This is a genomic window from Chlorogloeopsis sp. ULAP02, assembly GCF_038404745.2.
In the GTDB taxonomy this organism is placed as follows: Bacteria; Cyanobacteriota; Cyanobacteriia; order Cyanobacteriales; family Nostocaceae; genus Chlorogloeopsis.
This window is the reverse complement of sequence record NZ_JAYKTT020000065.1, coordinates 89,507-107,920: the sequence shown is the minus strand read 5'-3', so window position 1 is coordinate 107,920 and position 18,414 is coordinate 89,507. Positions and strand designations below refer to the sequence as shown.

At 40.3% G+C, this 18,414-nt stretch carries 16 protein-coding genes, 1 tRNA gene and 1 pseudogene; 10 read left to right on the top strand and 8 right to left on the bottom strand.

Going from position 1 to position 18,414, the window contains the following annotated elements; genetic code table 11:
* Positions 1-4: 4 nt before the first annotated feature.
* Complete coding sequence (locus U2718_RS22020) at positions 5-889, bottom strand: succinate--CoA ligase subunit alpha (RefSeq protein WP_289788747.1); 885 nt, start codon at positions 887-889, stop codon at positions 5-7.
* A gap of 391 nt (positions 890-1,280) precedes the next feature.
* Positions 1,281-2,513, bottom strand: a complete 1,233-nt coding sequence (locus tag U2718_RS22015) for a succinate--CoA ligase subunit beta (RefSeq protein WP_341996900.1) — start codon at positions 2,511-2,513, stop codon at positions 1,281-1,283.
* Between the two features lie 671 nt (positions 2,514-3,184).
* Here U2718_RS22015 and U2718_RS22010 point away from each other — a divergent pair.
* Entirely contained in the window at positions 3,185-3,901 is a 717-nt protein-coding gene (locus tag U2718_RS22010) for an SDR family NAD(P)-dependent oxidoreductase (protein WP_341996902.1), read from the top strand.
* Between the two features lie 4 nt (positions 3,902-3,905).
* Here U2718_RS22010 and U2718_RS22005 read toward each other — a convergent pair whose 3' ends face one another.
* Complete coding sequence (locus U2718_RS22005; RefSeq protein WP_341996904.1) at positions 3,906-5,078, bottom strand: AI-2E family transporter; 1,173 nt, start codon at positions 5,076-5,078, stop codon at positions 3,906-3,908.
* 91 nt (positions 5,079-5,169) lie between these two features.
* A complete protein-coding gene (locus U2718_RS22000) occupies positions 5,170-5,361 on the bottom strand; it encodes a hypothetical protein (RefSeq protein WP_341996906.1) in 192 nt (63 codons plus the stop codon).
* 153 nt (positions 5,362-5,514) lie between these two features.
* On the opposite strand from U2718_RS22000, the pseudogene U2718_RS21995 reads away from it, so the two are divergent.
* The 3 genes and pseudogenes from U2718_RS21995 (at position 5,515) to U2718_RS21985 (ending at position 9,368) form a co-directional block, all read left to right on the top strand.
* Positions 5,515-6,202: pseudogene (locus U2718_RS21995) on the top strand (DUF1614 domain-containing protein).
* Between the two features lie 139 nt (positions 6,203-6,341).
* Positions 6,342-8,279 carry an ATP-dependent zinc metalloprotease FtsH gene (ftsH, locus tag U2718_RS21990; RefSeq protein WP_341996910.1) on the top strand — a complete coding sequence of 646 codons (1,938 nt, stop codon included), beginning with the start codon at positions 6,342-6,344 and terminating at the stop codon, positions 8,277-8,279.
* 456 nt (positions 8,280-8,735) lie between these two features.
* Positions 8,736-9,368, top strand: coding sequence for a PEP-CTERM sorting domain-containing protein (locus U2718_RS21985; RefSeq protein WP_341996912.1), 633 nt, complete (start codon positions 8,736-8,738; stop codon positions 9,366-9,368).
* A gap of 105 nt (positions 9,369-9,473) precedes the next feature.
* On the opposite strand, the gene U2718_RS21980 is transcribed toward U2718_RS21985, so the two are convergent.
* Positions 9,474-11,234, bottom strand: a complete 1,761-nt coding sequence (locus U2718_RS21980; RefSeq protein ID WP_341996914.1) for a WD40 repeat domain-containing protein — start codon at positions 11,232-11,234, stop codon at positions 9,474-9,476.
* 648 nt (positions 11,235-11,882) lie between these two features.
* Between U2718_RS21980 and U2718_RS21975 the strand changes: the two genes are divergently transcribed.
* Positions 11,883-13,346: a glycoside hydrolase family 13 protein gene (locus tag U2718_RS21975; protein ID WP_341996916.1), complete on the top strand. Its 1,464-nt coding sequence runs from the start codon at positions 11,883-11,885 to the stop codon at positions 13,344-13,346.
* 15 nt (positions 13,347-13,361) lie between these two features.
* On the opposite strand, the gene U2718_RS21970 is transcribed toward U2718_RS21975, so the two are convergent.
* Positions 13,362-13,781 carry a fasciclin domain-containing protein gene (locus U2718_RS21970; protein WP_341996918.1) on the bottom strand — a complete coding sequence of 140 codons (420 nt, stop codon included), beginning with the start codon at positions 13,779-13,781 and terminating at the stop codon, positions 13,362-13,364.
* A 344-nt stretch (positions 13,782-14,125) separates the two neighbouring features.
* Between U2718_RS21970 and U2718_RS21965 the strand changes: the two genes are divergently transcribed.
* From U2718_RS21965 to U2718_RS21950, 4 genes are all read left to right on the top strand, one after another.
* Complete coding sequence (locus U2718_RS21965) at positions 14,126-14,362, top strand: DNA-directed RNA polymerase subunit omega (protein ID WP_315791529.1); 237 nt, start codon at positions 14,126-14,128, stop codon at positions 14,360-14,362.
* Positions 14,363-14,385: 23 nt separating this feature from the next.
* Positions 14,386-14,922: a hypothetical protein gene (locus U2718_RS21960; RefSeq protein ID WP_341996922.1), complete on the top strand. Its 537-nt coding sequence runs from the start codon at positions 14,386-14,388 to the stop codon at positions 14,920-14,922.
* 48 nt (positions 14,923-14,970) lie between these two features.
* Positions 14,971-15,336 (top strand): DUF1818 family protein, encoded by a 366-nt coding sequence (locus U2718_RS21955; RefSeq protein ID WP_341996924.1) that lies wholly within the window; start codon positions 14,971-14,973, stop codon positions 15,334-15,336.
* A gap of 47 nt (positions 15,337-15,383) precedes the next feature.
* Positions 15,384-15,457, top strand: a tRNA-Pro gene (locus U2718_RS21950).
* A gap of 68 nt (positions 15,458-15,525) precedes the next feature.
* Here U2718_RS21950 and U2718_RS21945 read toward each other — a convergent pair.
* The gene (locus U2718_RS21945) at positions 15,526-15,687 is read right to left on the bottom strand and encodes a hypothetical protein (protein WP_341996926.1); all 162 of its coding nucleotides are present in this window, start codon (positions 15,685-15,687) and stop codon (positions 15,526-15,528) included.
* A gap of 1,015 nt (positions 15,688-16,702) precedes the next feature.
* Here U2718_RS21945 and U2718_RS21940 point away from each other — a divergent pair.
* Positions 16,703-17,902, top strand: a complete 1,200-nt coding sequence (locus U2718_RS21940) for a helix-turn-helix domain-containing protein (protein ID WP_341997230.1) — start codon at positions 16,703-16,705, stop codon at positions 17,900-17,902.
* A 4-nt stretch (positions 17,903-17,906) separates the two neighbouring features.
* Here the strand turns inward: U2718_RS21940 and U2718_RS21935 are convergent, their stop codons facing one another.
* On the bottom strand, positions 17,907-18,125 hold the full coding sequence (locus U2718_RS21935) for a hypothetical protein (protein ID WP_341996928.1): 219 nt from the start codon (positions 18,123-18,125) through the stop codon (positions 17,907-17,909).
* Between the last annotated feature and the right edge of the window lie 289 nt (positions 18,126-18,414).

Here is an 18,414-nt window from a genome sequence, read left to right as displayed (position 1 = left end):
ATGACTATTTATTAATTACTTGTCTTACTAATTCTGGAATTTGAGAAGGGCGCTCGGCTACGGGAACTTTTAATTGAGAAAAAGCAGCCAATTTGCTTTTTGCTATGCCAAAGTCTGGATGGCGCCCAATTACTGCTGCTAATGTTCCTGTTTGACGCCAATGTTTGGCTGGTGGGGCATTGATGCCTGCAATATAAGCAACTACTGGTTTATCAATCGCTTCGGCAATGTAGCGTGCCGCTGCTTCTTCACGCCCCCCACCTGGTTGTCCAACTAGTACAATTGCTTCTGTAGCATCATCCTCATCTAGAATTTGCAACCATTGAATAAATGATGAACCGACGATCGCATCACTACCAATACTGACACTGAGTGACTGCCCCAAACCAGCTTTGGTTAATTCCCTAGCTATTTCATAGGTAAGCGTAGTACTGCGACTGATAATTCCCACTGAGCCTGGAGTATAAAATTCGCTTGGTTGTGTACCTAAAAGAATTTTTCCCGGTACGATAATACCAGGACTGTTTGGCCCTACTATTAAGGTTTCTTTTGCTTCAGCTTTACGCAGCAGTTGCACCATATCTAATGGTGGTACTCCTGGTGAGATGATTATGATTTGGCGGATGTCGGAAGCGATCGCTTCTAGCGCTGCATCCAATACTTGGTAAGGGTGTACGCAGATAATCGTAGTGTCAATCAGCCCGAATTTCTCAACAACTTGCTCTACTAAATCGAATACTGGCAGATCGTATATTTTCTGCCCACCATAACCAGGATTGACTCCAGCTACTAAGTTTGTTCCATAACTTATCATTTGAGCAATATGAGTTGCTGAGATGAATTCACAAAAGCCTTGGATTAAAACTTTACTGTCTGGCGTTAAGTTCATAAAAAGTTACGTTAATTTATAAATATTGATTAGGTAGAGCTAGCCACTGTGATAAATGGCATATTCATTGATATAAACTCAATTTTTACTAGAATTAGAGCAAATTCGTCTTTACGCTTAATACCACAACACAAACTATCCTATTAGCTCTTGCTGGCGATACTTAGAATATTTTTTTGTCAGAAGCACCACCCTAGAAGAGTAGGGCTACATATACAAAACTAGCCTCAACAGGCTTAAAGTCTTTGATTTTCATTAGTTTGCCTATGTGGACACGCATTGATCTAGCCACATCCTTTTAGATTAAAGGTGCTTAATGTCTCTCATTTTTAGTAGATTTATCATTTATCCATTTTGCCTCAACTGCCACTGCAAGCTTGAGGTAACAATATCAAAACTTTCTATGAGAAGTTAATTTGACAAGACGAACTGCTTCTACTACGGCTTCATCTAAATTTTCTATTACTACTATAGATGTATCGCTTGGAGTTTTAATTGTTGCTAAGTGTTTTCTAGCTGCATCAAACTCAGAGCCGGCAAGACGAACAACCAAGCGCGGCAAGTGACTTTCACGGCGGCTTTTACTGCCATTAGAGCGCAATACCTGTGGTTTGAGTTCGTTCTTGTGATTTGGCACATAGTTGGCAATTACTTCCATCACTTCTTCCACTTGAGGAAGGCTACCTAAAAAATTAATTAGTATGACTTGAATACTTTTATCACCAGTCAAAATGTTGAGAGCTCGATCCAAGCGATCGCGAAAAGTAGTTGGTGAAGTATCTGTAGGAAAAGCGTGGCGTAGATTCAGACAAATACCTGGTTTACCACCCGCATTGACTACTAAATCTAAAGTTGCCAGTACTGAGCCTGTACCGTTGCCTAGAATGCCAATTTTACCGTGAAGTTCTACTCCATCCCAGTTGCCTAAATGTGGTTTGAAATCTATGTTGCTGTGACGATTAACTATTTTTCTCGCCATTTCTGCGAGATCTGGATGACGTGCGATCGCTCGTTCATTGACGCTCACATTACCATTGAGAGCCATTACTTGATCGGAACTACTTACTCCTAAAGGGTTAATTTCCACCAAATCTAAGTCTTTTTCTATAAATAGCTGATACATTTTTTCGACTACAGCACTTACTGACTGCATTAACGCACCTTGCAAGCCCATTTTTAAAGCCAACCGTCGCGCATAAAATGGAGAAAATTCTTGCTCTACCACAACATGCTGCATTTTTTTCCCAGCAGATTCCCAATCTATATCTGCTTCCGTACAGCCCAAAAGTATGGGACGACAAACAGCGGTATCTAAAACTACTGCTAGATAAAATTCTTGTTCTGCATCATATTTGACTTCTGCCAGCAAAACTTCTGGCAACTCACCCAAAATCGGTAAATTAAAAATGTTTTGGGCAGCAGCGATCGCATCTATGGTTGTTTCTGCAAACCTTACTCCGCCAACATTTGCCCGTTCACCCCCATACACTTGAGATTTAAGTACAATTGGGTAGTTAATTTTTAGCCTTTTCAAATCCGTAGGATGATCAATTTTTTGAGAAGACAAGACAGGAATACCGATCTCACGAAACCATTCTTTTACCTGGTACTCTAATAATTCCATCGACACACACCTTGAATTTAGCCACTTCTGTTTGGTTCCTGGGGAACTATCTTATGTTTGCACAATGCACTAGAGTTACATAATTCAGCCTTAGTCGTTTAATTAAAAAATTTTTCTCATTACTTCTATCTAACCCACTAAATTAGGTAAAATCAAGCTTCTATCTTTAGTCGCTCAAAAATATTCTCAGTAAATATTCTTAGTTACTAGGTGAAAAATATTTTTGTAAACACACATTGACATAGCAATACTTAGAATCTTTGCGATGAGAAGTAAAACTACCAGTTTTGCAATTCAAATGTTAATCAAACCTGAGAAAAACAACTCAGAGTGTGCAGTTGGGGTTATCTATTCGGTAGCGTCTTTCTTAGCACTCAAAACTATGCCTTTAGGAGCGAGCGCGCTGTTTCTAGTTTTGGAAATTTTGATACTTAACATAGTACTCATTCCCAGACACTGCTGCATCGCGGTATAAATCCAAATGAACAAACGTAATATATCACCTCTAAACAAGGTTTTTGGCTTTAAATAAGGTTATTTTTATACATAAAATCAGCAACGCCTATTCTCAAAACCATACGAAAACAACGCAAATATCGAAAGGATGTTTACAAAAAGTAATTTCTAAATAATATATTTTAGGAATGTTGCCTTTTAAGAGCTTTTCTGTCATGAGTGAAGCAAAAGTCGCTGTAGTTGTTGGCGTTGGCTCTGGTTTAGGTGCTGCCATTGCCCACCGATTTGCCCGTGAAGATTTTGCTGTGGGATTAATGGCAAGAAGTGCAGACAAGCTGGCTGAATTCCAAAATGATATTGAAGTCGCTGGTGGTAAAGCTTTGGCTGTTCCTTGTGATGTTACCGATCCTGTATCTGTCAAAGTAGCCTTTGCTGAGGTAAAATCATACTTCGATGCACCAGAAGTCTTAGTCTACAATGCTGGTGCTTTTAAAATGGCTGGAATTCTGGAACTGACACCAGAGCAATTTGAGAATTGTTGGAAAATAAACTGTTTTGGTGCATTTCTGGCAGTTCAACAGGTTTTACCAGCAATGGTAGAGCGAGGTAGAGGTACTATCTTACTTACGGGTGCGACTGCTGCCATCAGGGGTTCTGCCCGTTTTTCTGCTTTGGCTGTGGGTAAGTTTGGGTTACGGGCATTAGCCCAGTCGCTGGCACGAGAATTTAGTTGCCAAGGTATTCATGTCGCCCATATTGTAATTGATGGCATGATTAATACTTCAAGAGTGCGAGCAATGGCAATAGAACGAGAAGCACATACCCTACTTTCACCAAAAGCTATAGCTGAAACTTACTGGCAACTCTACAAGCAAGATCAGACCGTTTGGACTTTAGAATTAGATTTGCGACCTGCCGTAGAAAAATTTTAGAGTGCTAATCCTCAGTTTTTGCAATCTCATCATCCATCACAGGTTTATCTTGCTCATCCGTTGTAGTTTCTACGACAAATCCATCTAGTTCTGCCTCAGATTCACGTTTTAGTGATTTTTCAGAAACGATGACAAACTCAGTCTCTCTAGGAGGCTTGTTATCCCATTGATCTAAAACATCTTTAGCTAATACTTCCTGCACCCAAATTTTAGCTACAACTGTTAGGGGTAATGCTAGTAATAATCCTAATGGGCCGAAGAAACTGAGAAAAAATAGTTGAGAGATTAATGTCACAGCAGGTAGCAGCGATACTTGATGTGCCATGACAATTGGTGTGAGAAAATTACCCTCTGTCTGTTGAATAATAAAGTAAAGACCCAATACAACAAGGGATTTCCAGGGAGCATCTAAAAGTGCGATCGCCATTGCGGGTACTACGCTAATAGTAGGGCCAAGGTTGGGAATTAAGTTCATAAACCCCGCTAAGACTCCTAACGCCAGAGCTGAGGGTACACGCAAAATGAACAAGCCAATCATACTCATAATTCCCACGTAGGTCATGGCAATAGCAGCACCTATCACCCATCCTCCCAGCGAAATCTCGCAGCGATCCAAAATTCCATCTACCCGGCGTCGATAAAATGAAGGAAATAAACGTATAAATAATTTGCGGTAGGCGATGGGATTAGCTAGGAACATCCCTGTTAACACCAGCACCAGCAAAATTTTGAGGACTACTTCCAAAGAACCAGACACAATAGCAAAAGAGCTTCCCAGCAAACGATTAATCAAAGGTTCTGCTTGTTTAGTAAGGCTATTTATATCTGGTATGTATGGAGTTAATTGAACAGGAATGCGAGTTTCAAGTTGATTAAGCCAAGTATTGAATAGTTGAAAGCCTTTAGGAACTCGATAAGTAAGTTCATTAAACTGCTGGGCAAAGGGCGGTACAATCAGCCAGAAAAATCCGACGATCGCAGCAATAAAAATACCTACCGATAGCGATATGGCAAATCCTCGGCTCATTCCTGAGCTTTGGAAGCGTCTGGATAAGCGATTTAAGGTAGTAGCTAATACAACAGCAGCAAATATCAGTAAAAGTACTTCACGTATTTGCCACAAAATATATAACGACAAGACTAAGGCGATTAAGCCAATCCATTGACCTAGATTCACTCCCTAACTCCCGGCAGTTGACAAACTGCTATTTTTTGTAACTAAGCTAAGTTAGCTGAATTCTAGCAATTTTGGCAACGAGGATATAGCCTTAGGTTTGTTTGTGTGTTTGAAATCGCCATAGTAAGGCGATCGCCATAAATATTGTTGGCAACAATACTATAATCAGAGCATTTTTTCCCGTTTGCGCGATCGCTAAATAAGGCCCCACATACTTAATCAAAATCGAAATTATGGCAGAGAGTAAAAAGACTTTCAATATAAATCTAAGCTGATTTTCCATCAGAGTACGGCAATTCCTATTTTCTGGGGGGGTAGATACGAAAATGAATTGTAACAACAATCTTTACAATAAACTCAAGTCAATTAAAACAGAAGCTTAGAGCGAATTTCGTCATCTGAACTTCGGCAATAAAACTCCTGCTTGTACACCGTCATGATTTATTTGCCGGTTTCACTGCTGTTATTTCTTTTATTGTTGCTGCTCATACCTTTCCTTTGGTTTGTTGTAGCAGTAGACATAGTAGAAATTGCAGTAGCTAAGTTGGGATTTTCTCCCAGTATTGCTTTTACATTACTAATATTGGTGATTTTAGGCAGCACTATCAATATACCTATATACCGCACAGAGTCTACCATTGCCGTGACAGATGATTTTGTTGATTTATGGTTAAGAGAATTTTGGGGTATCCCCTTAAGGAAAGTGCAACGTTCTAATACTGTTGCCTTAAATATTGGCGGTGGGTTGATTCCGGTACTGTTAGCACTGTATCAATTTACGCAAGGTAATGTCCTGGCAATTTTGTTAGTTACTGCCATTGTCACAGTTGTTAGCTACTATGCAGCGCGGGTAGTTCCGGGAATAGGTATTCAAATGAATCCCTTACTGGCTCCCCTCACTGCCGTGGTATCTGCAATGTTACTTGCCCCAGCTCATGCTGCTCCGGTTGCTTTTGCTGGTGGGATTCTTGGAACTTTGATTGGTGCTGACTTATTACACCTTAAGGATATTCAAGCAAAAAGTTCGGGAGTTTTCAAAAAGTTCGGGAGTTTTGAGTATTGGAGGGGCTGGAGTGTTTGATGGGATTGCTTTGTGTGGTTTCTTGGCGCTGTTATTGAGTTGATGGTGGTTAGTGGTTAAGTAGGGGCGGATTTTACTGATGATCTTTCGCTTAAAACCGAGGATTTATCTTTTAAACCCACCCGTACAGTAGTTAGTACTAACCAAAAATAAAAACTTTTCAATCGGAGAATGAATAAAAAATGCCTGTAGAAACTAATAACAAAAATAAAATTAAACCACCGAGGATACGTCAATTTGGTGGCAGTTTGCTGATTCTTTTTACTTTGTTGTTACTACTTAACTTTATAGTTCCTAGCTTTTCTGGGCCGAGGTTGCCACAAGCTCCTTATAGTGACTTTATCGCTCAGGTAGAAGCAGGCAAAGTTGATCGGGCAGTTGTAGGTAGCGATCGCATCGAGTATTCTATCAAAACTCAAACACCTGATGACCAAACAGTAGAACAAGTTTTCCAGACTACACCAGTAGCCATTGACCTAGATTTACCGAAAATTCTTCGCGATCATAACGTCAAATTTGCTGCACCACCACCAAGCCAAAATGGCTGGATTGCTACTCTCTTAAGCTGGGTTGTACCACCCCTTATTTTCTTTGGCATTTGGGGATTTTTACTCAACCGGGGTGGTGGTGGCCCTGCGGCGTTAACTGTAGGTAAAAGTAAAGCTCGAATTTACTCTGAAGGCAGCACTGGTGTTAAGTTTACTGATGTAGCTGGTGTAGACGAAGCGAAAGCAGAGTTAGAAGAAATTATTGATTTTCTCAAAAATGCTGCTAAGTACACCCGTCTGGGCGCAAAAATCCCTAAAGGCGTGCTTTTAGTGGGGCCTCCCGGAACAGGTAAAACATTAATGGCAAAAGCCATTGCTGGGGAAGCCAGTGTTCCTTTCTTTAGCATCTCTGGTTCAGAATTTATCGAACTATTCGTGGGTGTAGGTGCAGCCCGTGTTCGTGACTTGTTTGAGCAAGCTAAACAACAAGCTCCCTGTATCGTCTTTATTGATGAATTAGACGCACTGGGTAAATCTCGTGGTGGTGCAGGCCCTATGATGGGCGGTAATGATGAACGAGAACAAACTCTCAACCAGCTGCTCACCGAAATGGATGGCTTTGATGCCAACACTGGTGTAATTATCATTGCTGCTACCAACCGCCCAGAAATTCTTGATCCAGCTTTGCGCCGCCCTGGACGCTTTGACCGTCAAGTTGTTGTGGATCGTCCTGATAAAATCGGTCGAGAAGCTATTCTGAAAGTTCATGCCCGCAACGTCAAACTAGCTGATGATGTTGATTTGGGAATTATTGCTGCCCGAACACCCGGTTTTGCTGGAGCCGACTTAGCTAACCTTGTTAACGAAGCTGCACTGCTGGCAGCGAGACAAAATCGTCAAGGAGTGGCAATGGCAGATTTCAATGAAGCGATTGAGCGCGTTGTTGCTGGTTTAGAAAAACGCTCTCGCGTCTTGAATGAAACAGAGAAAAAGACCGTTGCCTATCATGAAGTTGGTCACGCCATCATTGGTGCTTTGATGCCGGGTGCTGGTAAAGTTGAGAAAATATCTGTTGTTCCCAGAGGCGTGGGTGCTTTGGGTTACACTATTCAGATGCCTGAAGAAGACCGCTTCTTGATGATAGAAGACGAAATTCGCGGTCGCATTGCTACCCTGTTGGGTGGACGTTCAGCAGAAGAAGTTGTTTTTGGTAAAGTTTCCACTGGTGCTAGTGATGATATCCAAAAAGCCACTGACTTGGCAGAACGCTATATTACTCTTTACGGTATGAGTGAGAAACTGGGGCCAGTAGCATTTGAGAAGATTCAACAACAATTTCTCGAAGGCTATGGTAACCCACGTCGTGCAATTAGTCCAAAAGTGGCTGAGGAAATTGACCGTGAGGTGAAGCAAATAGTTGATAATGCTCACCATATTGCCTTGACGATTCTGCATGAAAACCGAGACTTGTTAGAGGAAACTGCACAAGAATTGCTACAAAAGGAAATTCTTGAAGGCGCACAACTGCGGGAAAAACTCAACCAAGCCAAACCACCTGTTGAACTTCAAGAATGGTTGCGCACAGGTAAGATATCGGAAGATAAGCCTTTGATGCAAACATTGCTGGTGTAAGAAGGCAGATGGCAGTAGACACCAGCCACCGGGCGCTCGTGTTACCCTCCCAAGAGTGCTGGTTCACCTTTGCACTGGCTCCCCTATACTCTCTTTCAATACAGAGAGTAGTGGGAGAATAAGGAAAAATTCTTCTCCTTGTCCCCCCATCCTCTTCTGTTCCCTGCTATAAAAATTGAATTGAAAAAAAGCGATCGCCCCGGTAAAAGAGCGATCGCTTTTTTAATTGCAAATTCTCTACTAGCTCAGATTTTCATCTATCCAAAGATATAAAAAAAATATTATTTAGTATCAAGTTTTTGTAAAACAGGCTGTATAACCTTGGAGAATCCTCATATCTTATCTAAGTAAGAATACTGAGAATTGGTTGACATAAATTACAAAAATTAATTATAACATTGCTGGGCAGTTGACTTTGGTTACCTACAAAAATCAGCAACAGGAGTACTTTACCTAATGAAGCTAGCAAACACCACTACTGCAATTGTAAAGAAATTTTCCATACTAGCTGTAACAACAACAGCGATCGCTTTAGGAGCAATTAATTCTGTACAAGCTGCTGCCGTAACATTTGAAGGAAATCTTTCTTTTGGCAGCACCCAGACTGGAGCAGTTCCAGGTGGAGACAATACAGGAAATCCTTCGGAGTGGAAATTCTGGAGTTTTTCTGGCAATGCAGGTGATATTGCGACTGTAACAGTGAGAAGAGCGGTAGCGGCACTCGATCCAGCTTTTGGTGTATGGTTTGGAACTGAAGCAGATACTTCTGATTACACTGATATATTCGCAGATGGAGCTACCACTCCACTAGTCGCTATTGGAGATGACGATCTGCCACCAGCTATACCTGCTGGGCTTTGGGGTGACTCAGAAGCAACTTTTACATTGCCAAATTCTGGCTTGTATACAATTGCTGTAGCTTCTTTTGCATCTGATCCCTCAACAAAACCGCTAAGATACAACATCTCTGTTCAATATGGCGAACCAGTACCTGAACCTATTACGATTGCTGGCACCTTGCTTGCTGGTGGTATCGGTGTCGTCCTCAAAAGGAAGAAGTCTCAAGCAACTTCAAACTTAGAAGGATAAATAAATTCATACCGTTTAGATTCAAATAAAACCGCGATCAGCAGCAGCAATGTAAAGACGCGATTAATCGCGTCTTTACACATCACCAAATCCCATTAAACATCCTTAACTCCGCTGCCAAATTTTAATTGTCTTATCCAAACTTCCGCTCACCAACATTTCCCCAGAACCAGTGAATGCCACTGCTGTAACTGTGTGAGTATGCCCTGTAAAAGTACCTAGTAGTTCTCCGGTTGAGAGATGCCACAACTTAATGGTTTTGTCGGCACTGCCACTAGCGATCGTTTGTCCATCCGGACTAAGGGCAATAGCGTATACTCCATCCCTATGTCCCTTTAGGGTATGCAACAATTCTCCTGTATCTAACCGCCAAATCTTAATAGTTTTATCTCGACTGCCACTGACAAGAATTTTGCCATCTGTACTCATTGCCAAAGAACAAACAATATGAATATGACCTGTAAGACTGTGCAATAGTTCAGGGATAGGAGGTTTGCCGCTTATTTGTTGAGAGACTTGCCAAATTTTAATTTTGCGATAACTACCCGTTACTAAAATTTGACCGTCTTGACTTAAAGCCAAAGAATGAGCCGCGGTATCATCCAAAGAAAGGGCAAACATTACCTGGCGATGGATCAAATCCCAAAATAAAATTTTTCTGTCATCTCCTCCAGTTGCTAATACTCGTCCATCAGGGGTAAAGGCTACGCAGCGCACCATACCATTGTGCTTATGCAGGATATCTATTAAATCTTGGGCGCCTACGTGCCACATTTTAATTGTAGAATCTGCACCTGCACTTACCAAAGTTTGTCCATCGGGGCTAAAAGCTAGAGCGTTTACCTCATCTACTAAACTCGATAAAATCCAAGGATACTCGGATAAAGTACATACCAACTCTCCTCTTGCCAAATCCCATAATTTTGTCTCTCCACGACTACCACTTGCCACCAAAGGTAAGTTTTCGTGGTTTTGACTCTCTGGGCTGAAAGCAAGGCAGTTAATACCTCTAGTATGACCTTTCAATGTTTGCCAGCATTCCCAATCTCCAATAATGTTTTTAAGGGGATGTTCTGATGGTACAGTTTGAGTATTTTCTGGCACCACAATCTCATCAATCACTGGTGGTATATCCAGTTTGTTAATTCCTGTTTCTAAATACCAATTTAATCCTCCTGTATACAATAAGTTACTGGGAGTAACAAAAACTTTTGGCTCGTTAAATTCAATTTGATTTGTAGGTAAGAAGCCGATAACTATAGCTTGTTTTTCATATCCTCTTTTGCCACTAAACGGATAGAACAAACATAGAAAAATTAATAATCGGTATTCTTTAGCATCCTCTTGAGTAATAGACCATTTAATTTTATCTTTCTTAATACCATTAAAACTTTCTCCATCCGCGACACAAACTAAAATATTGACTTTGGGATTATCAGCAAGTACGTAAGGAAATTTGCTTTCACTACGCAAATTGCCTTCATCATCTAACAGCATATTTTTAACTGTATCTTGCGGTACTTTTTTGACAGTTTTACCCAAGCGCTGATTGATGACTTGTTCGACAATCTGCTCTCGTAAAATATAATCTTCAGCTTGCTGTTGAAAGTATGTTGGGAAGGGGATAGCCCACTCAGGATATTCAGGATATTCAGGTGGAATTGGAGGCGGATTTTTTGCCAAAATTTCTGCTTGTTGGCGAGCAACTGCCAGTAACTTTTCCAGCATTTCGCCCCAAAAAGCAATTATTTCAGTGTGGCAACCTTTAACTTGACTTTCTAGTAAACATACATCATAAGTCTTTGGTTTTTTCACCCGTAGAAGGAAATCAGCTTGTTGAGCTTTGAGTAAGCTAGTCCAATCCATCGAAAACCTCGCAAGGGTACTGCAACTATATCGCGTCAGCGATTGGTTGTGGCGCAGCCAGTAAGGGTTAGACTGTCATCATCCGAAAATCTTTGTCCAACCTCGCGGTATGAGCAAAGAGGGTATGAAGTATATTCTTGCGGCAAATTATTGCACACCTACATTAGGCTGTACCGAGGTCATCACTCAAGTTTTTATATTGAGTTAACAAACACTCAGCCATACCAGAAGTCAAGGTAACATAACCATCGTGCCTGAGACTGGGGGGTATTCACCAGATACAGTCAAATATGGTTACTGCACAAGGTTTGCCGAAAGAAGAATTTATAGATGGCAGTTCATTCTAACGAACTTGGGGACAAAAATACTGTTTCTAGGTAAGCAGTTCTGCCAAAAAGAGGAAAAGGGGAGAGGGGAGTGAGGGACACGGCAGGAGCAGGAGAGCAGAGGAGCGAAGGGGGAGAATAACTACTAACCACTGTACGGGCGGATTTTAACAACAATCTCTCTAGGATAATGAAATATCTAAATAAACCCGCCCCTACTAACCAATGACTATCAACAAAATTTTCTACCACAAGTGTGAGACGTAAATAACCAAGTATCTGCAACGATCGCGATGGATAGATTAGGAACCAGGAACGATTGATGCAGATTAATACGCCAGACTGGGTTAAACACGCTGTTTTCTATCAAATATTCCCCGATCGCTTTGCCAAAAGCAAACAACCCCGCAAACGGGTGTTGCCTAATGCCAGTTGGGAAGATTGGGATGCTATGCCCACACTCCAAGGTTATAAAGGAGGAGATTTGTGGGGCGTGCTTGAACAGTTAGATTACATTCAGGATTTGGGAATTAATGCCATTTACTTTACACCCATTTTTCAATCTGCAAGTAATCACCGCTACCACACTCATGATTATTATCAAGTCGATCCCATGCTAGGGGGCAATCCAGCATTTAAAGAATTGCTAGATGCAGCCCATATCCGTAATATCAAAATAGTTTTAGATGGAGTATTTAATCACGCTAGTCGTGGCTTTTTCTTCTTTCACGATATTTTGGAAAATGGCCCTTATTCGCCTTGGGTAGATTGGTTCAAAATAGAAGATTGGCCTCTTGCTCCTTATAATGGGGAATTTCCTGCTAATTATGTGGGTTGGGATGGAAATCGAGCGCTACCAGTATTTAATCATGACAACCCAGAGGTGCGGGAATATATCATGGAAATTGCCGAATTTTGGATTAAATTTGGCATTGATGGTTGGCGTTTAGATGTGCCATTTGAAATTAAATCTCCTGGTTTTTGGCAGGAATTTCGCGATCGCGTCAAAGCGATCAACCCTAATGCTTATATTGTTGGTGAGGTTTGGGGCGATTCTCGTCAGTGGTTGGATGGCACACAATTTGATGGTGTGATGAATTACTTATTTGCCGCGCCAACGATCGCTTTTACCGCAGGCGATCGCGTAGACATCGAACAAGTACAAGGACGTTCCTATCATCCCTACCCACCTTTGTTTGCTGCCGAGTATGCTGCCAAAATAAAGCAACTACTGCAACTTTACCCTTGGGAAATTCAACTCACCCAATTAAATTTGCTTGCCAGTCACGATACAGCCCGATTGCTTAGTATTGCTGGAGGCGATCGCCCTAGTGTGGAATTAGCAACTTTATTGTTACTCACATTCCCTGGTGCGCCCAGTATTTATTATGGCGATGAAGTGGGTTTACCTGGTCGTCTCGATCCAGATTCACGTCGTGGCTTTCCTTTGGAAGCCAGCTGGGATCGAGAAATTCTCAATACCCACCGCCACTTAATTGCCCTCCGTCATGCTTACCCATGCTTGCGCACGGGTGATTACCAAGTTTTGTATGCCCAAGGAGAATTGTACGTGTTTGCCCGCACTTTAGATACAGAGGAAATAGTTGTAGCTGTTAACGCTGGTACTGCTTCAGTCAAAGCGAATATAGATACAAATTGTTTACGTACCCAACCCCAAAAGCTTCTATATGGTACTGCTGAGATAGAGTGGTACGGTGAGGAAGAAAATAAGCTTCTGAGTTTAAATCTACCTCCACGTACTGGCTGCATTTTGGGTGTAGGGTAATTTTTTATTCTACATTTAGTGTCCAGCCAATATTGCAGGCATTAATACCCCATCAATTACATGAATGACGCCATTATCGGTTAGGATATCAGTCTTGATAACATTGGCGTCATTTACTTTAATTTTGCCGTTACTAGACTCAATAGCTACAACCGACCCCTCAACAGTCTCTGCTTCGTCAAGTTGTGCTAAATCATCAGATCTGACATCCCCAAAGGCAACATGATAGGCAACAATTCTCTTTAATTTCTCACTGTTTTGCAGCAAAGAATCTAACGTTTCCTGGGGTAAATTGGCAAAAGCATCATCGGTAGGTGCAAATATTGTATATGGGCCAGGACTTTTGATAGTTTCCGTAAGCCCAGAAATGTCAACAGCTTTTAACAGAGTTTTGAAATAACCAGCATTGACGGCAGTTTCCACAATGTCAGCCATAATATTTGTAACTTTATTTTCAAGTAGTGCTACAAACCCCTTTATAGATTTATCAACGGCTAAAAAACCTCTATCAAGAGATAGTAGGTTGTAGGGGCGGGTTTAGAAGATAAATCATTGGTTTTAGTCGAAAGAACATTAACAAAACCCGCCCGTACAGTAGGAGTGGGCTTATTTTGAATATTTTTTTGTTTTAAGAGATTGCTATTAAAACCCGCCCGTACATATAGTAGTAGTTATTTATTTCCCACTATCCACTAACCATCAACCATTAACTACTAACCACTATCCACTAACAATTAATTATCCTGCTAAACTAAAAATGATCCCAAGAACCAGTAAATATGCTAAAGCGTTCTAAGTTCGAGACTACCCAAACCCAAATCATGCATCGCGCTGAGGATCTGATTAGTGCAGCCTCAAATCGCTACCGCATTACGGTTCAGGTGGCAAATCGTGCAAAACGTCGGCGTTACGAAGACTTTGAAAATAACGATGATGTTATGATGAAGCCAGTGTTGAGGGCAATTATTGAGATGTCAGACGAACTAACTCAACCAGAAATTATTGGTGAAGTATAAAGAAGCACTATTTGCCAAGTAGAATGAGCAAAAAATTATCCTTATTGCAGCTTATGCTTGAGTCTTGGCAGATACTCTCTGTACTCCCCTTCAAAAAGGGGGTAAAGATAATATTAGTTTTGAGTGTATTAATTTTAGGTTTCAGTAAAACTGAATTAACATACACTAGTTTGTTCTTTGCCAAACCTGCTTATGCTCAGAGAGTCAATCCTAGTGAAGTTTGGCAACAAGTATATAAACAGTTGCCAGATTTACCAAAGGAAAATAATTATACTAGCCAAGAAACAGGAAAAGTTGCTACAAACAACACCTTAGTTAGTCGCATGATCCGCTATCACATTTATGTTAAGGGGCGTCCACCAAACTATCGACTCGATTGGAAATTAACTTTGGCTGATTACCTGGATGCAAATGAAGTTATGTATGAAACACTATATCCAGGTCATGATACACTGCGCCAAAACCCATTTGCAGGCGATCGCGCTGCTATTCGTCGCCTCAATCGTCAGCAGCGAAATGCCTTAGTGCAAGCTTTAGTCAATGTTTTTAGTCAGAATTAGTTAGTGGATAGTGGTTAAAATAACTCCTACTAACTACTAACTCAATGTATGGAACGTGTAATTAAAAGTGGATCTGGTTGGCGTATTGGTTGGAGTCCATCTGCACCTGAATTTAAAGGTTTAGTAGGTACAGACGATTGGGCGATTGAGTTAACAGAAGCAGAATTAGATGATTTTTGCCGATTACTGTTACAGTTAGCAGACACAATGCAGCAACTTTCGTCTGAATTAATGGATGAAGAAAAAATTGCCTGTGAAGCCGAAAGTGATTTACTTTGGATGGAGGTAGAAGGTTATCCTCATAACTATAGCCTTCGCTTGATGATGAATACGGGTCGTTGTGTAGAAGGTAAATGGAGTGCTTGTGCTATTCCAGGTTTGCTGCAAGCCGCTGGAATGCTTAAGGTTTTTTAGTTTAACTATTGTTTATTTCAAAGTTTGTGTTAGTATATAAAGGTTGTCGGGGCGTAGCGCAGCTTGGTAGCGCGCCACTTTGGGGTAGTGGAGGTCGTGGGTTCAAATCCCGCCGCTCCGATTTATAAGTATTTGAAAACGCTTAAACAATTAAGTAGAGCTTGCTAGTCAACAATAGTAGATGTATCACTACCCCGTTGCTAACTGCAACACTTTATCCTTCAATTCATTTAGTTCTTGCTGAGTAACATTAAATCCATATAAGCCGAGTAATCGCGCTCGCAAATCACCAGTTTCGTTACAAAATTCCATAACTGCGTACAGTATCTGATACTCCCTGGTTGTTAACATTCCTATATTGCCTTTACCTTTTTGGTTTTGTGCTTCCTTTACGATTTTATTGTTCCCCCTTGCTGTATGACTGTAGTAACGGCTGAGTGTAATTCATATAAACTTCAACCAGGATTGCCACTACGCTTCACAAAGTCTGATGAGCAATTTTGTTCTTCGTTTTTGTCAGCATGGATTTAGAGCGCATTCATCAAGATTGCATAACGCAATTTTTCTTAACAATTGCTTGGAAAGCGATCGCCATAAACCTATAAACTCGAACTATTGCTCGTTTTGCAAATACAGCGGATTGCAAGTTAATGGAGTAACCCCTCCCTAACCTTCACGTCAGACGCTACCCGATAGAGTGGGGGGTAATGTACTTCATCTAGATGAGATGCGCTACTACTTGTCCTTGATTAGATATAATGATTTTTTGTGATTCTGGTTACAAACTTAATTAACATAAAACCAGTTCGTTTGATATATATATATTTATTCCTATGGAAGAAGCTAGGAGGAGATAACAGTAGCTATCTTCTAGTAAAGCAGTAATAAATAATTGTATAAATGTATACGATTTATAATGTAAACATTTATGCGTTGATTAAGCAAAAATGCTGGAAGAGTTTATGATACTTTTTTGATTATGTCTCAGATTCTGCGATCGCGTACAAGCAAGCATTTATGACGATCAAGAAACTTTTCTGAAGATGAATTGTTTAGCATTTAGCAGCAACAGAGGGTGATTTTAGTCAGTTTTCATCGATTTTAGATGTTGTTAAATACTAGATTTTTTCACTCAAGTTATAGAAGTATTGCTTTTAAAAAGCTACGGTTTACAAGAAACTATATTAGGCAGTTAACTTTTTGTTCAACTAGTAACCCTTGCTGAAATGTGTATAGAAGAGGACAAGGAGAAGTGAGATGGGGAGCGCGTTCTTACCCCTTGTCTGCGTCTGTTAGTTCTCTTTCCCCGTGGCCATCCCAATTTCCTACTGTCCTCTACCTTATTTTTAAGATGGGTAAAACTAAAATGGATGTAGATAAGACAAAAGATGTAAATAAAGTAAAAATAGACAAATTTGCTCAAAAAACACGAGCAATGGATCAGCGTATAGCTAAACTGTACGAAAATGTTATTGCTATGCCTGTGCCAGCTCATGCAGTACCCCAAGCTTTGCTCGAACTTGGTACCGCCTCACAAAAACTGCATCATGCAATAGAGGAACTATACCAGCAAAATGAGCAACTAGAACAAACACAAGAAATTTTAGAAGAGCAGTACCAACGTTACGAGGAGCTATTTGAGGAAGCACCAGACGGCTATTTAGTAACTGATGCCCAGGGCTGCATTCAGGAAGCTAACTATACTGCTACTAAGTTGCTGAATGTTGAAAAGCGATTTCTAGTTGGCAAACTGATGATTAGTTTTGTTGCCTTAGAGCAGCGTCAATACTTTCGTGACTTCCTCACCCAGTTAAGCCAACATCGCAAAAGCCAAGAGTTAATTATAAGCTTGCAACAACGTGGAGGTGAGTTATTTGATGCAGCATTAACAGTGGCTGTTACCTATAACCAGCAGGGAAAACCTCAAAACTTACGTTGGCTACTACGAGATCTAACTGACTCTCGACGAGGGGAATTAGCACTAAACAAAAAAGATTATAACTTTAGTAGCGCTCGCCCCCTACATAAATATTCTAAAAGAGAAATTATCCCTTTAGATCCACAGACAATTTGGTATGTTCATCAAGGTTTGGTAAAACTAACTACGCTTTGTGAAACCAATGAAGAAGTGCTAGTAGGATTGGCTGTTCCAGGAATGGTTTTTGGCTCTTACATGACTTCTCTAAACACTTACCAAGCTATAGCACTTTCGGATACTGAATTAGTCTCAATTTCGGTATTTGAAATCATAGCTTCTCCAAGTTTAAGTCATGCTCTTTTACCTAAAATCAATCAGAGATTACAGCAAACAGAATCTTTTTTAGTAATTTCTGGATTAAGAAAAGTGCATGATAGATTAGAGTGTTTTTTGCAACTTTTGAAACAGGAAATAGGGGAAACAGTAGTACAGGGAACCCGCCTTAAAGTTCGCTTAACTCACGAAGATTTTGCCAATGCTTGCTGTACTACCAGAGTAACTATTACACGATTGTTGTGTAAGTTAAAGAAACAAGGGAGAATTTATTTTGATGCTCACAGATACATAATTTTAAGAAATATAGACTAGCTAATTAACTAATTACTCCGTGAATATCCATTTCGTGCAATAAAATTGTTGTTTCACTACCAATTCTACCCATAACTGGTTCTGGCCCCTTTTCCATCTCAACAGCATATTTCCAGGTGTTGGCATCAACTTGAAAATCTAAAATTGTGCCAACACCTCCAATAAAACACACAAACTGATGGATAGTAAATTTCGGTGGTGTTAGCTGCTGATTTTTATTCATTTTTAATTTCCATTTTTAATTAGTAGTTAATAACTAAGTTAACTACTAATATTTTTACTATCTTCTAACTAAAGAATAGAGTGGTTTTATATCAAAAGTTTATTTTTTATTAAATAAATATGTATTTGTCAATACAAATATTTCCTTGATTGCTGTAAAGCTATCTTAAATATTGCTTTATCACCAGAGATTCCATTGATTAAATAGTATTATTATTCTGTTAACTTCTAATCCAAACAGAAGTATGGGTATTTATATTAGCAATATTATATTCAAAAGAAAATGTATT

Coding starts and splice junctions, on each gene's coding strand:
- U2718_RS22020 (WP_289788747.1), bottom strand. CDS start 889: ATGAACTTAACGCCAGACAGTAAAGTTTTAATCCAAGGCTTTTGTGAA.
- U2718_RS22015 (WP_341996900.1), bottom strand. CDS start 2,513: ATGGAATTATTAGAGTACCAGGTAAAAGAATGGTTTCGTGAGATCGGT.
- U2718_RS22010 (WP_341996902.1), top strand. CDS start 3,185: ATGAGTGAAGCAAAAGTCGCTGTAGTTGTTGGCGTTGGCTCTGGTTTA.
- U2718_RS22000 (WP_341996906.1), bottom strand. CDS start 5,361: ATGGAAAATCAGCTTAGATTTATATTGAAAGTCTTTTTACTCTCTGCC.
- ftsH (WP_341996910.1), top strand. CDS start 6,342: ATGCCTGTAGAAACTAATAACAAAAATAAAATTAAACCACCGAGGATA.
- U2718_RS21985 (WP_341996912.1), top strand. CDS start 8,736: ATGAAGCTAGCAAACACCACTACTGCAATTGTAAAGAAATTTTCCATA.
- U2718_RS21980 (WP_341996914.1), bottom strand. CDS start 11,234: ATGGATTGGACTAGCTTACTCAAAGCTCAACAAGCTGATTTCCTTCTA.
- U2718_RS21975 (WP_341996916.1), top strand. CDS start 11,883: ATGCAGATTAATACGCCAGACTGGGTTAAACACGCTGTTTTCTATCAA.
- U2718_RS21970 (WP_341996918.1), bottom strand. CDS start 13,781: ATGGCTGACATTGTGGAAACTGCCGTCAATGCTGGTTATTTCAAAACT.
- U2718_RS21965 (WP_315791529.1), top strand. CDS start 14,126: ATGCTAAAGCGTTCTAAGTTCGAGACTACCCAAACCCAAATCATGCAT.
- U2718_RS21960 (WP_341996922.1), top strand. CDS start 14,386: ATGAGCAAAAAATTATCCTTATTGCAGCTTATGCTTGAGTCTTGGCAG.
- U2718_RS21955 (WP_341996924.1), top strand. CDS start 14,971: ATGGAACGTGTAATTAAAAGTGGATCTGGTTGGCGTATTGGTTGGAGT.
- U2718_RS21945 (WP_341996926.1), bottom strand. CDS start 15,687: ATGTTAACAACCAGGGAGTATCAGATACTGTACGCAGTTATGGAATTT.
- U2718_RS21940 (WP_341997230.1), top strand. CDS start 16,703: ATGGATGTAGATAAGACAAAAGATGTAAATAAAGTAAAAATAGACAAA.
- U2718_RS21935 (WP_341996928.1), bottom strand. CDS start 18,125: ATGAATAAAAATCAGCAGCTAACACCACCGAAATTTACTATCCATCAG.